The sequence below is a fragment of the Achromobacter sp. 1012554356 genome, from assembly GCF_059760815.1.
In genome coordinates this window covers 1-13,797 of record NZ_JCBANC010000048.1, presented here as the reverse complement: position 1 = coordinate 13,797, position 13,797 = coordinate 1, and the positions used below count along the sequence as shown (strand labels likewise).

Annotated in this window: 11 protein-coding genes; 9 read left to right on the top strand and 2 right to left on the bottom strand. The window is 64.6% G+C overall.

What is annotated here, in order from left to right:
- Nucleotides 1–6 precede the first annotated feature (6 nt).
- On the top strand, nucleotides 7–1,110 hold the full coding sequence (gene lptF / locus AC6LJW_RS21740) for an LPS export ABC transporter permease LptF (protein ID WP_056567992.1): 1,104 nt from the start codon (nucleotides 7–9) through the stop codon (nucleotides 1,108–1,110).
- Between the two features lie 27 nt (nucleotides 1,111–1,137).
- On the opposite strand, the gene AC6LJW_RS21735 is transcribed toward lptF, so the two are convergent.
- Nucleotides 1,138–2,058 (bottom strand): LysR family transcriptional regulator, encoded by a 921-nt coding sequence (locus AC6LJW_RS21735; protein WP_498088230.1) that lies wholly within the window; start codon nucleotides 2,056–2,058, stop codon nucleotides 1,138–1,140.
- Between the two features lie 214 nt (nucleotides 2,059–2,272).
- Between AC6LJW_RS21735 and AC6LJW_RS21730 the strand changes: the two genes are divergently transcribed.
- From AC6LJW_RS21730 to AC6LJW_RS21715, 4 genes are all read left to right on the top strand, one after another.
- On the top strand, nucleotides 2,273–3,490 hold the full coding sequence (locus tag AC6LJW_RS21730) for an ABC transporter substrate-binding protein (protein ID WP_056567986.1): 1,218 nt from the start codon (nucleotides 2,273–2,275) through the stop codon (nucleotides 3,488–3,490).
- Between the two features lie 94 nt (nucleotides 3,491–3,584).
- The gene (locus AC6LJW_RS21725) at nucleotides 3,585–5,078 is read left to right on the top strand and encodes a CoA-acylating methylmalonate-semialdehyde dehydrogenase (RefSeq protein WP_312430312.1); all 1,494 of its coding nucleotides are present in this window, start codon (nucleotides 3,585–3,587) and stop codon (nucleotides 5,076–5,078) included.
- 95 nt (nucleotides 5,079–5,173) lie between these two features.
- A complete protein-coding gene (locus tag AC6LJW_RS21720; RefSeq protein WP_056567980.1) occupies nucleotides 5,174–6,118 on the top strand; it encodes a CysB family HTH-type transcriptional regulator in 945 nt (314 codons plus the stop codon).
- A 208-nt stretch (nucleotides 6,119–6,326) separates the two neighbouring features.
- Nucleotides 6,327–6,650, top strand: coding sequence for a DUF2325 domain-containing protein (locus AC6LJW_RS21715; RefSeq protein WP_035212827.1), 324 nt, complete (start codon nucleotides 6,327–6,329; stop codon nucleotides 6,648–6,650).
- A 182-nt stretch (nucleotides 6,651–6,832) separates the two neighbouring features.
- On the opposite strand, the gene AC6LJW_RS21710 is transcribed toward AC6LJW_RS21715, so the two are convergent.
- On the bottom strand, nucleotides 6,833–7,492 hold the full coding sequence (locus AC6LJW_RS21710) for a C40 family peptidase (RefSeq protein WP_056567977.1): 660 nt from the start codon (nucleotides 7,490–7,492) through the stop codon (nucleotides 6,833–6,835).
- A gap of 248 nt (nucleotides 7,493–7,740) precedes the next feature.
- Here AC6LJW_RS21710 and AC6LJW_RS21705 point away from each other — a divergent pair, with 248 nt between their 5' ends.
- The 4 genes from AC6LJW_RS21705 (at nucleotide 7,741) to acs (ending at nucleotide 13,717) form a co-directional block, all read left to right on the top strand.
- Nucleotides 7,741–9,669: a propionate--CoA ligase gene (locus AC6LJW_RS21705; RefSeq protein ID WP_498088244.1), complete on the top strand. Its 1,929-nt coding sequence runs from the start codon at nucleotides 7,741–7,743 to the stop codon at nucleotides 9,667–9,669.
- Entirely contained in the window at nucleotides 9,666–10,073 is a 408-nt protein-coding gene (locus AC6LJW_RS21700) for a heme-binding protein (protein WP_056567970.1), read from the top strand. The genes AC6LJW_RS21705 and AC6LJW_RS21700 overlap by 4 nt, the downstream gene beginning before the upstream one ends.
- Complete coding sequence (locus AC6LJW_RS21695; RefSeq protein WP_498088229.1) at nucleotides 10,070–11,410, top strand: MFS transporter; 1,341 nt, start codon at nucleotides 10,070–10,072, stop codon at nucleotides 11,408–11,410. Before AC6LJW_RS21700 ends, AC6LJW_RS21695 begins: the two co-directional genes overlap by 4 nt.
- A 327-nt stretch (nucleotides 11,411–11,737) precedes the next feature.
- Entirely contained in the window at nucleotides 11,738–13,717 is a 1,980-nt protein-coding gene (gene acs / locus AC6LJW_RS21690; RefSeq protein WP_498088228.1) for an acetate--CoA ligase, read from the top strand.
- Nucleotides 13,718–13,797: the final 80 nt, after the last annotated feature.

Genomic DNA, 13,797 nt, shown 5'->3' with positions numbered 1-13,797 from the left:
TCTCCCATGTCTCTATTCAAACGCTCTGTCGTCAGCGAGATCACCAGTCACGCTGGCGTTGTCTTTTCCACGTTGCTCGTCGTGTGGCTCAGCGTGCTTCTCGTGCGCCTGCTCGGCGAGGCCGCGGGGGGCAACATCGGAGCGGACGTGGTGGTCGTGCTTGCCGCGCTTTCCACCATCACCGCGCTGCCGACCATCCTGGCGGTCTCGATCTTCATCGCCGTGCTGACCACGGTCACGCGCAACTACCGCGAATCCGAAATGGTGGTGTGGTTTGCCAGCGGGCTGTCGCTGGCGGATTGGCTCAAGCCTGTGCTGCGCGTGGCCGTGCCCGTTGCGCTTGCCGTGGCGGGCCTGACGCTGGTGGCGTCGCCCTGGGCCTACCGTCAGATTGGCGAATATCACGAACGCTTCGAGCAGCGCTCCGACCTGTCCAAGGTCACGGCCGGCCAGTTTGCCGAGTCCTCTGGCGGCAACCGCGTCTTCTTTGCCGAAGACCCCGTCAATCCCGCCGACGAACTCGGCAACGTGTTCGCGCGCGAGATCGGCCCTGAATGGCTCAGCGTGCTGACCGCAAGCAGCGCGCACAGCGAAACGCTGCCCAACGGCGACCGTTTCCTGGTGTTGGGTGAGGGCCATCGGTACGACCTGAAGCCGGGCACGCCCGAGCTTCGCCTCGTGCATTTCGAAAAATACGGCCTGCGCCTCGAGAGCAAGTCGGGGGGCGATCCGATGGCCGAGGCCCGCGCGGCGGCGGAGCGTTCCTCCAAGGCGCGCAGCACGCCGCAGCTCGTCGAAGACAACACCAACAGCAGCTGGTCGCAGGTCATGTGGCGGATCTCGCTGCCGCTCGCCGCGCTGAATCTTGCGCTGCTGGCCATTCCGCTTGGCGCCGTGAATCCGCGGTTGGGGCGTTCGGGCGACCTGCTCATCGCCGGTCTGGTCGGCCTGCTCTATATGAATATGATCAACCTGTCGCGCGCCTGGATCTCCAACGGCAAGCTCAGCTTTGGCCTGGGGGTGTGGCTGATCCATGGCGCCGTTGCGCTGCTGACCGCCTTCCTGCTGATGCGCCGCCTGCGCGTGAAGGCGCCGAAGAACAGCACCTAGCGAAGCGGGCGCCGCCGGTCGGCGTCTTCAGGGCAGATACTTCATCGTTCCACGCCGGCCTGCCAACAGGTCGGCGTTTTTCAATACCGATTTGCGGATGAACTCCCACAGCACGGTCACGCGCTTGAGCTTGCGCAGGTCTTCGTGGCAGTACATCCAGAACGAGCGCGTGATGGCGATCTCGTCCTGCAGCACGGGTTTCAGCCTCGGATCCTGGGCCGCGATGAAGCACGGCAGGATCGCGAGCGACTGGCCCTGCAGCGCTGCGTGGTACTGGGCCACGACGCTCGTGCTGCGCAACACCACCTTGCTCGCCGGCAGCAGGTCTTCCAGATACCGCAAGCGCTCGCTGAACAGCAGCTCGTCCACATAGCCAATGAACGTGTGATCCGCGAGGTCTTCGCGGCGGGTGATCGGCGCATGGTTTGCCAGGTAGCCCGGCGTGCCGTACAGCCGCAGCGTGTAGTCGCACAGCTTGCTGCACACATACGGGCCGCGCTGCGGGCGCTCGATGGTGATGGCCAGGTCGGCCTCGCGCTTGGACAGGCTGACAAAGCGCGGCACGGGCAGGATGTCCAGCGTGATGTGCGGATAGCGCCGCTGGAAATCGGCGGCCAGCGGGGTCAGCACGTAACTGCCGAAGCCCTCGGTGGCGCCAATGCGTAAATGCCCCGACAGCGCCTGCCCGATGCCGGACAGGTTCTCGCGCGCAGTGTGCACGACGCTTTCCATCTGCTCGGCGTGGACGAAAAGGCGCTGGCCGTCGTCGGTCAGCACGAAGCCCGCGCTGCGGGATTTTTCGAAGAGCAGGGTGTCCAGTTCCGTTTCCAGCGCCCGGATGCGGCGCGAGACGGTGGTGTGCTCCACCCCAAGCTTGCGCGCCGCCGCGCTGACGCGCTGCGTGCGGGCCACTTCCAGGAAGTACCGCAGGCTGTCCCAATCAAGCAAGATCCAACGCTCCAAGGCCCTGGCAGCACGCTGCCGAACGGCTTTTTTTGTGTGTGCATGAATGCACAAGGAATGTGCATTTGTAGTGTTGCTTGTTGATTTTCACACATCTACACTGGATCGGCAGGCCTTGGGCTATGCCCTGGGACCGCGGGCCGCGAAGACGGCGCCACAACGCTACCACTCAGCGCATAAAAACTCAGGAGACAAATCCATGAAATTGCACGCACGCGGGCTCGCCGCAGGCTTGTGTCTGGGCGCCGGATTGCTTGGGCAGGCCCAGGCGGCGGATAAGCCGCCAGTGAAGATCGGCATTCTGACGGATATGTCCGGCACGTATGCCGGCATGGGGGGCGCAGGTTCGGTTGCGGCGGCGCAGTTGGCCATCGACGACTGCCTGGCGGCAGAGTGCAAGGGCATGAAGATCGACCTGGTGTCCGCGGACAACCAGAACAAGGCCGACGTCGGCGCTGCCCGCGCCCGCGAATGGTTCGATCGCGACGGCGTCACCGCCATTGCCGACCTCACCAATTCCGCCGTGGCGCTGGCCGTGCAAGGCATCGCCCGCGAAAAGAACAAGGTGGTGATGTTCTCCGGTCCGGCCACCACGGCGCTGACCAACAAAGAGTGCTCGCCGGTCGGCTTTCATTGGATGTTCGACACCTACTCGCAGTCCGCTGGCGGCGCCAAGGCGACCGTGCGCGAGGGCGGCAAGTCGTGGTTCTTCATCACCGTCGACTACGCATTCGGCCACTCGCTGGAAGCCGACACGGTCAAGGCGGTCAAGGCGTTGGGCGGCACGGTCGCCGGCAGCGTGCGTCATCCGCTGAACGCGCCCGACTTTGCGTCCTACCTGCTGCAGGCGCAAAGCTCGAAGGCGCAGGTGGTGGCGCTGGCCAACGGCGGCCAGGACACCGTCAACGCCGTCAAGCAGGCGCGCGAGTTCGGCATCGTGGCCGGCGGGCAGCGGCTGGTTTCCCTGCTGATCTTCCTGTCCGACCTGCGTGCGCTGGGCCTGGAGAACGCCCAGGGGCTGTCCTACGTGGACGGCTTCTACTGGGACTACGACGATGCGACGCGCGAGTGGTCCGGGCGTTTTGAAAAGGCCTTCCGCGGCCTGAAGCCCACCATGACGCAGGCCGGCGTGTATTCGAGCGTGCTGCATTACCTGCGCGCGGTGGCCGCAGCCAACAGCACCGATGGCAAGGTCGTGGCCGACAAGATGCGCGACCTCCCCATCAAGGATCCCATCATGCGCAACGCGTCGATCCGCCCGGACGGCCGCGTGATTCACGATATGTACCTGTACGAAGTCAAGAAGCCTGCGGACTCCAAGGGCGGCTGGGACTATTCGAAGCTGGTGGCCACCATTCCGGCGGCCGAAGCCTTCCAGCCCCTGGCCGATTCGACCTGCCCGCTGGTGAAGAAATAACCCGAGGCCCGCGGACGCTTGTCACGCGGGCCCGGCTCGATCCAAGAACGCGGACGACCATCCGCATCGACTACGCAGTGTGAGGAGCATCAAAATGAGTGAAGTCCCGCGCGTTCCGCTACTGATCGGCGGCAAGCTTGTGCAGTCCAAAACCACCGAATGGCGAGACGTGATCAACCCCGCCACCCAGGAGGTCGTTGCCAAGGTGCCCTTCGCCACGCGCGAAGAACTGGACCTGGCCGTCTCCAATGCCAAGGAGGCTTTCAAGACCTGGCGCAACGCCGGGCAGGGCGCACGCATGCGCGTCATGCTCAAGTTCCAGGAACTGCTGCGCGCCAATACCGGCAAACTGGCCGAGATGATCACCCGCGAACACGGCAAGACGCTGCCGGACGCCGAGGGTGAAGTCGGTCGTGGCCTGGAAGTGGTCGAGCACGCCTGCTCGATCGCCAACCTGCAACTGGGCGAATACGCGGAAAACGCGGCGACCGGCATCGACGTCTACACCCTGATCCAGCCGCTGGGCGTGTGCGCGGGCATCACCGCGTTCAACTTCCCGGTGATGCTGCCGTGCTTCATGTTCCCCATCGCCGTGGCCTGCGGCAACACGTTCGTGCTGAAGCCGTCCGAGCAGGATCCGACTTCGTCCCTGTTCCTGGCGGAGCTGGCGCTGGAAGCCGGCCTGCCGCCGGGCGTGCTGAACGTCGTGCACGGCGGTCCCGAGACGGCCAACGGCCTGTGCGAGCATCCGGACATCAAGGCGGTGTCGTTCATCGGCTCGACCCGTGTGGGTACCGAGATCTACAACCGCGCGTCTGCCGCCGGCAAGCGCTGCCAGTCGATGATGGGCGCCAAGAACCACTGCGTGGTCCTGCCGGACGCGGATCCGGAAGTCGCGCTGAACCAGTTGCTGGGCGCCGCTTTCGGTGCGGCCGGCCAGCGCTGCATGGCGTCGTCCGTGGCCGTGCTGGTGGGCGAGGCCCGCAACTGGTTGCCTGATTTCGTCGAACGCGCCAAGAAGCTCAAGGTCAACGCCGGCACGGATCGCCAAGCCGATCTGGGTCCGCTGGTGTCGCCCAATGCGAAGAAGCGCGTGGAAAGCCTGATCCAGAAGGGTGTGGACGAAGGCGCCAAGCTGTTGCTCGACGGCCGCAACCTGAAGGTCTCGGGCTTCGAGGAAGGCAACTTCGTCGGCCCCACGGTGTTCGATGGCGTTGCCGAGAACATGACCATCTATACCGAGGAAATCTTCGGGCCGGTCCTGTGCTGCGTCGGCGTCGAGACGCTGGAAGACGCGGTGGCTTTCATCAACCGCAACCCCAACGGCAATGGCGTCGCCCTGTTCACGCAGGACGGGGGCGCGGCCCGCTACTTCCAGAACAACATCGACGTGGGCCAGGTCGGCATCAACGTGCCGATTCCGGTGCCGGTGGCGTGGTTCAGCTTCACGGGTTCGCGTGGTTCCAAGCTGGGCGACCTGGGTCCCAATGGCAAGCAGGCCGTGCAGTTCTGGACGCAGACCAAGACCGTCACCGCACGCTGGTCGGCGCACGCCAAGACCGTCAACACCACGATCTCGATGCGCTAAAAGAGGGGACGCCTTGCTCCTAAGCTTATACAAATAATTCATATAGCGAGGCGTTCTTATTACTTATAATTGGCCCGTCTATCAGGGGCCAATTAATGAACCTCCAGCAATTTCGTTTCGTGCGTGAAACCATCCGGCGCGACTTCAACCTGACCGAAGCCGCCCGGATGCTGTACACGTCGCAGCCCGGCGTCTCCAAGGCCATCATCGAGTTCGAGGACGAGCTGGGCATCAAGATCTTCGAACGCCACGGCAAGCGCATCAAGGGGCTGACCAAGCCGGGTCTGGCCGTGTCGCAGGTCATCGACCGCATCATGCGCGAAGTCGATAACCTGAAGAAGGTCAGCGACGAATTCGCGCGCCGCGATGAAGGCGGCTTGGTGATTGCCTGCACCCACACGCAGGCGCGCTACCTGCTGCCCCGCGTGATTCCCGCGTTCCGCAAGCAATTCCCCAAGGTTCACCTGTCGCTGGCCGAGGGCAGCCCCGCCCAGCTTGCCGAGATGGTGCTGCATGAGCAGGCGGATCTGGCGCTGGCGACCGAATCGCTGGCACTGACGCCGGGCCTGGCGACCTTGCCGGTCTATGCGTGGGAGCACACCGTGGTGGTGCGGCCCGATCACCCGTTGGCCGAATTGACCTCCAGCGCCGCCAAGCGCCTGTCGCTGGCGCAGTTGGCCGAGTACCCCATCGTGACGTACGATCGCGCCTTCACCGGCCGCAGCACGATCGACGAGATCTTTGCCAATCAGGGCATCCATCCGGACATCGTGCTCGAAGCCATCGACGCCGACGTGATCAAGACGTACGTGGACGTGGGCCTGGGCATCGGCATCATCGCGGGCGTCGCCTACGACCCGCGCCGCGATTCCAATCTGGTCGGCCTGCCGGTGGGGCACCTGTTCGGCACGCACACCACCCGCGTGGGCGTGAAGGCGGGCGTGTTCCTGCGCGATTACGTCTACACCTTCCTGGAAATGCTGGCGCCGTCGCTGACCCGGGCGGTCGTCACGGATGCGGTGCAGGGCCCGCCGAAGTAGCCCGGCTGCTGGCTCCCGCATCGACATGGCGCGACGTCCTCACGACGTCGCGTTTTTTTTGCCCGTTGCCCCTGGAAAAGCGTGAGACGGCTATCCCTTTCCATAAGCTCATAAAAATAATTAAATAAGAACCGATCTCATTTGAGTTGACGAAAAAATAGGAATCATTATCATTACATCCAGGCTCAACGACCCAGTGAGGTAAATCATGACGGCAGGACTTAGTGCAGTGGTAGTGGGCGCCGACCGCCTCGGCAATATTCCCGATCTGCTCAAGGGACACAACATCTCGATCACGCACCACATCAGCGGGCGCGATCCCTCGCATCAGAAGAAGACCCTGCAACTGCCCTCGGGCACGCAGCTGGTCATCCTGCTTACCGATTTTCTTGGCCACAACGTCATGAAGACCTTCCGCAACGCCGCGCAGCGCGGCGGCATCCGGGTCGTCGCTTGTCGCCGTTCCGTGTGCAGCATGCAGCAGGCCCTGCAGCAATGCGGCCTGTGCCCGCGCGCCGGCACGGTTCATTGACGGGACGCGTCTTGCCGCGCATCCACGACAAACTGGGGAGGCCGATACGGCCTGCGGCCTGACCGCCGCGAAGAGAACAAACAAAAACGCCGCCGGACGAAAGTCGGGCGGCGTTTTGCATTTGGACGATGGCGGCGGGCAGGCCTGCGTGCGACTATGTTGCCTTGAGACAGGGCAGGGCGTCAGTTGGCCGCGCGGGCCGATGCCATCAGGGTGTTGTCCAGGCGGCGAGCGCCGTTGTAGCGCTTGGACCAGTAGGCCATGGTCATTTTTTCGACACGCACCACACCGCCGGCGCTGGGGGAGTGCACGAAGCGGTCGTCGCCCAGATAGATGCCAACGTGGGAGTAGCGGCGGCCCATGGTGTTGAAGAAGACGAGGTCGCCGGCCTGCAGTTCGTTCTTGGCGACGGCCACGCCTTGCTGCGCGATCTCGGCGGCGTTGCGGGGCAGCTTCAGGCCCAGACCACGTTCGGCTGAGTAAGCGACGAGGCCGCTGCAATCAAAGCCGGTGTCGGGGGAGCTGCCGCCGAATCGATAGCGGATGCCCAGGTGATTCAGGGCTTCGCTGACCATGGCGTTGTCGGTGCCGACACCCGAATGGGTGCGCTGGCGTTCACGCTTGAATTTCTGGACCACCAGCATGCCGATCGGGTCATCGGCGGTGGCAACCCATTCCATCTCGTAGGGATCGATCTCGGACGTATGGGCGGTTGACTTTTGGCTAGTGCTTGCACAACCCGCCAGACCCGCAACGCAAGCAACCAACGCGAGCATGCGCAGACCGCGCTTTGCAAGGCCAGTGGTTGAATTGAATCGCGCGGGTATGGAGTGTCGATGCATTCGCCTGGGGATGATTCACTGAACACAGCAAAAACCGCGCATTAGCCGCGGTTGGGGCCGAGATGTCAGCAAATTCAACAATTATGTGCAACTTCGCGGGGATTCTACCAAACTTTTAGTGCCGCTTCGTTACGTATCGGCCCTAAATATCCATGCAGCGTGGACATCTGGAAGAATTTTTTGACTTGCGGCAAGCCTCGTGCAAGGTTTGCCTACCAGAATGACCGAAATGATTTGACAAGAAATCAATCAGCCTTAAGGCCTATGAACAATACCAGGAGACAAACATGCAAAGAACCCGGGATTTCCACTATCGCTCGGTGAATGACCGCGACGCGTTCTGGCGCGAAGAGGCCACGCGCATCCACTGGGAAACGCCTTTTGACAATGTGCTGGATTTCTCGCGTCCGCCCTTCGCCAAGTGGTTCGTCGGCGGGCACACAAATCTTTGCTACAACGCCGTGGATCGCTGGCTGCCGACCCAGGCGGACAAGCCGGCGCTGATCTGGGTATCCACCGAGGTGGACCGCGAGCAGATCTATACGCGGCAGGACGTCTTTGAAGAGGTGAATGCCGCCGCCGCCATGCTGCGCGAGTTGGGGGTGGGACGCGGCGACCGGGTGCTGCTTTACATGCCGATGGTGCCGGAAGCGGTGTTCACCATGCTTGCCTGCGCGCGCATCGGGGCCGTGCATTCGGTGGTGTTCGGCGGTTTTGCGTCCGTCAACCTGGCGCAGCGCATCGACGATGCCGCGCCCAAGGTGGTGGTGTGCACGGACGGCGGCTCGCGGGCCGGCAAGGTCGTGCCGTACAAGCCGCTGCTGGACCGCGCCTTGAGCCTGGCAAAATCACCGCCCGCGTCGGTGGTGGTGTTCGACCGCGGTCTGGCCCCGTTCGAGCCGGTGGCTGGACGCGACCTGGATTACGCCACGCTGCGCGAACGGCACCGCGGCGCGCGCGTGCCCGTCGAGTGGCTTGAATCGTCCGAGCCCAGTTACATCCTCTATACATCCGGCACCACCGGCCGACCCAAGGGCGTGCAGCGCGACACGGGCGGCTACGCCGTGGCGCTGGCGTCGTCCATGGAGTACCTGTTCGATGGCAAGCCCGGCGACACTTATTTCTGCACGAGCGACATCGGCTGGGTGGTCGGGCATTCCTATATCGTCTATGGACCGCTCATCGGCGGGCAATCGACCATTCTGTACGAAGGAACACCCGTGCGCCCGGACGGCGCGATTCTCTGGAAGCTGGTCGAGCAATTCGGGGTGAACACGCTGTTTTCGGCGCCCACGGCGGTGCGCGTGCTCAAGCGCCAGGATCCCGAGCTCTTGAGACGGCACGATCTGTCGACGCTGCGCGCCGTGTATCTGGCCGGGGAGCCGCTCGACGAGCCAACGGCGCAATGGATCTCCGAGGGTCTGGGCAAGCCCATCATCGACAACTACTGGCAGACGGAGTCCGGCTGGCCGATCCTGTCGGCGCAGCCGGGCGTCGAAAAAGTCGCCACCCGGTTTGGCAGCCCCTCGTTCCCGGTGTATGGCTTTGATGCGCGCATCGTCAGCGAGTCCTCCGGCGAAGACCTGGGCCCCGACGAGAAGGGCGTGGTCGCCATCGTGCCGCCGCTGCCGCCCGGCGCCATGTCCACCATCTGGGGCGACGACGCGCGCTTCGTCGAGACCTACTTCACGTCGATTCCAGGCCGGCAGGTGTATTCGACCTTCGACTGGGGGCGGGTGGACGCCGATGGCTACTGGTTCATCCTGGGCCGCACGGACGACGTGATCAACGTGGCGGGTCACCGGCTGGGCACGCGTGAAATCGAGGAATCGGTCAACAGCCACAACGGCATCGCGGAATGCGCGGTGGTGGGGGTGTCCGACCCGCTCAAGGGGCAGGTCGCCATGGCGTTTGCCGTGCTGAAGAATCCCGCCGGCGCCGACACGCCGGAAGCGGCAAAGCAGCTGGAAGCGGATATCATGCGGCTGGTGGAAGAACAGCTGGGGGCGGTGGCAAGGCCGGCCAGGATCCGGTTCGTGGGCGCCCTGCCCAAGACCCGTTCCGGCAAGGTGCTGCGCCGCGCGATCGTCGCGGTATGCGAATCGCGCGATCCCGGCGACCTGACCACCATGGAAGACCCTAACGCCCTCGAACAGATCAAGGAGTCACTGCAATGAAAACCAAACCCGTGCTGAGCGCCGACGACGTCAAAAAGATCCTGGCCGCGGCCGAAGCACACGCCTTGCAGAACAAGTGGGCCGTCACCATCGCCGTGACCGACGATGGCGGCCATCTGCTGGGCATGCTGCGTCTGGACGATGCGGCGCCGATCTCGTCGCACATCGCGCCCGCCAAGGCCAAGACGGCCGCGCTGGGCCGCCGCGAATCGCGCATCTACGAAGAACTGATCAACAACGGCCGCTACTCGTTCCTGTCGGCGCCGCTGATCGAAGGCATGCTCGAGGGCGGCGTGCCGGTCGTCGTTGACGGCCAGGTCGTGGGCGCGGTGGGCGTTTCGGGCGTGAAGTCGACCGAAGACGTGCAGATCGCGCAAGCAGGCATTGCCGCGCTGGGCCTATGAGCCAGGCGCTGCCGCCGGAAACGCCGGCCGGCGTTTCCGCGCAGGACACCCGGGGAGCGGACAGCGGTCCGCTGAACCCCGGCGTGAAACGGCGCGAAGTCTGGGCCTGGGCCATGTACGACTTCGCGAACTCCGGCTACACCACCGTGATCCTCACGGCGGTCTTCAGCACCTACTTCGTCGGCGTGGTCGCCGGGCGCGCCACCTGGGCGACGCTGGCCTGGACGGCCGCGCTGTCGCTGTCGTACCTCCTCATCATGCTGACCATGCCCACACTGGGCGCGCGCGCCGATGCGCGGGCCGGCAAGCGGCGGCTGCTCTACACCAGCACGGCCGGCTGCGTGGCGGCTACGCTGGTCCTGACGCAGGCCGGGCCGGGCGACGTCTGGCTGGCGCTGGCCGCCATCGTCGTGTCCAACTTCTGCTATTGCGTCGGCGAATCCGTGGTCGCGGCGTTTCTGCCTGAACTTGCCAAGCCGCAGGCGTTGGGCCGCGTTTCTGGCTGGGGATGGAGCTTTGGCTATTTCGGCGGCATGCTGACGCTGGGCCTGTCGCTCGTGGTGGTGACGTTGGCCGAAGCGCGCGGCGACACTGCAGAGCAATTCGTGCCGTGGGTCATCGTGGTGACGGCCTCGGTGTTTGCGCTGGCCGCGCTGCCGTCGTTCTTCATGCTGCGCGAGCGTGCCACGCCGCAGCCGGGCAATCCGCCCGCGCTGCATATGCTGAAACGCCTGGCCTATGCCTGGCGCGAAACGGGCCTGCATTTTCCGGAGTTCCGGCGCCTCTTGATGTGCATTGCCTGCTATCAGGCCGGCATCTCGGTCGTGATCACGCTGGCCGCGGTGTATGCGTCGGAAGTCATGGGATTCACCACGCCGCAGATCATGCTGCTGGTGTTCACCGTGAACATCGGCGCGGCGGCCGGGGCGTTTTCGTTCGGCTACGTGCAGGACCGCATTGGCCACAAGCCGGCGCTGGCGATCACGCTGGTCGGGTGGATCGTGATGGTGTTGGTGGCCTATGCGGCCGTGACCGCGCCGGTGTTCTGGGTGGCGGCCGTGCTGGCCGGCCTGTGCATGGGCACGACGCAAAGCGCGGGCCGCGCCATGACCGGCGCGCTGGCGCCGGCGGGCCGGCTGGCCGAGTTCTATTCGCTGTGGACCTTCGCCGTGCAGCTTGCCGCCGTGATCGGCCCGTTGACGTACGGGCTGGTGACGTGGGTCACGGAAGGCAATCATCGCCTGGCCATCCTTGTCACCGGGCTGTTCTTCGTCGGCGGACTGGTCCTGTTGTCGCGGGTGGATATGAAGCGGGGCCTTGCCCGGCAGGCCGCCTGAATGCGGTATACGCCAAGCTGCAAGCGGCTGCTATCCTTATGGACTGCCTTGTGCCGCCGTGTCTCGATGCGGCGGCGCATGCTGATTGCTTGGCATTGTTGACGCGTCGCAGGGCGGCGCGTCGTTGGCTTGTGCATGCTGCCCGGTCGGCGCCTTGCGGCGTCTTCCTGCCCAGATCCGGCGCAGACGCATCGCCTTGGGCCTCGTCAATCTGCGGGCTCCGGCCCGCATTTTGCGTAAGGTGCTCGTAAGAGCGCGGCGATACGGTTGCAGGTGGGTAATAAAAAAGCAGCATAAACAACAGAATCACCGATTGGAGACAAGATCATGTCGAACGCTATTGAGTCCGTCCTGGTGGAAAACCGCGTGTTTCCGCCGCCCGAGCGCGCCGCGCAGGGCGCCGCGATTTCCAGCATGGACGCCTACAACGCGCTGTGCGCGCAGGTCGAAAACGACTTCGACGGATTCTGGGCCGGACAGGCCCGCGACAATCTGCAGTGGACCAAGCCCTTCACGCAGGTGCTGGACGAGTCCGATGCCCCGTTCTATCGCTGGTTCGGCGACGGCGAACTGAACGTCTCGGCCAACTGCCTGGACGTCCACCTGGCCAACGGCAACGCCGACAAGACCGCCATCATCTTCGAATCCGATGACGGCAAGGTCGACAAGGTCACCTACCGCGAGCTGCTGGCGCGCGTGTGCCGCTTTGCCAACGGGCTGGCGGCGCTGGGCTACAAGAAGGGCGATCGCGCCATCATCTACATGCCCATGTCCATCGAAGCCGTGGTCGCCATGCAGGCCTGCGCCCGCCTTGGCGTGACGCACTCGGTGGTGTTCGGCGGTTTCTCGGCCAAGAGCCTGCAGGAACGCATCGTCGACGTGGGTGCATCGCTCGTCATCACCGCCGACGAACAAGTGCGCGGCGGCAAGACCATTCCGCTCAAGCCTGCCGTCGAAGAAGCCATCGCCATGGGCGGCTGCGAGGCCGTCACCAAGGTCGTCGTGTACCGCCGCACGGGCGGCAAGGTGCAATGGAACGAAGGCCGCGACGTCTGGATGCAGGACGTCGAGGCCGGCCAGTCCGACATCTGCGAACCGGTTCCGGTCAACGCCGAGCATCCGCTGTTCATTCTTTACACCTCCGGCTCCACCGGCAAGCCCAAGGGCGTGCAGCATTCGTCCGCCGGCTACCTGCTGTGGGCGCTCCTGACCGTCAAGTGGACCTTCGACGCCCGCAAGGACGACGTCTACTGGTGCACGGCCGACGTGGGCTGGGTCACGGGTCACACGTACATCACCTACGGTCCGCTTGCCGCGGGCCTGACGCAGGTCGTCTTTGAAGGCGTGCCCACGTTCCCCAACGCCGGCCGCTTCTGGGACATGATCGCGCGCCACAAGGTCACCACGTTCTATACGGCGCCCACCGCGATCCGCTCGCTGATCAAGGCCTCGGAAGGCACGCCCGAGGCGCATCCCAAGAACTACGACCTGGACTCGCTGCGCATCATCGGCACGGTGGGAGAGCCCATCAATCCCGAAGCCTGGATGTGGTATCACAAGAACGTCGGCCGCGAGCGCTGCCCCATCGTGGACACCTGGTGGCAAACCGAAACCGGCGGGCACATGATCACGCCGCTGCCGGGCGCCACGCCCACCAAGCCTGGCTCGTGCACGCTGCCCCTGCCGGGCATCGCCGCGGCCATCGTGGACGAGACCGGCGGCGACGTCGAAAAGGGCAATGGCGGCTTCCTGGTCATCAAGCGTCCGTGGCCCGCCATGATCCGCAACATCTGGGGCGACCCGGAGCGCTTCAAGAAGAGCTACTTCCCGTCTGAACTGCGCGGGTATTACCTCGCGGGCGACGGCGCGCAGCGCGACGCGGACGGCTACTTCTGGATCATGGGCCGTATCGACGACGTGCTGAACGTCTCGGGTCACCGGCTGGGCACGATGGAAGTCGAATCGGCGCTGGTGGCGCACGAGATGGTCGCCGAAGCCGCCGTCGTGGGCCGTCCCGACGACACGACCGGCGAGGCCGTCGTGGCCTTCGTGGTGCTCAAGCGTTCGCGTCCGGAAGGCGAAGAGGCCCAGGCCATCGCCAAGCAATTGCGCGACTGGGTCGCCCGCGAGATCGGCCCCATCGCCAAGCCCAAGGACATCCGTTTTGGCGACAACCTGCCCAAGACCCGTTCGGGCAAGATCATGCGCCGCCTGCTGCGCGTGGTCGCCAAGGGCGAGGAAGTGACGCAGGATGTGTCCACGCTGGAAAACCCCGCCATCCTGGAGCAGCTCGCCAAGCCGCTGTAAATGCAACTGGCCGGCTTACGCCGGCCGTTTGCAGCGCGACAGGCGCATAATGACGACGCCCGTGCCGGCAAGTTGCGGCA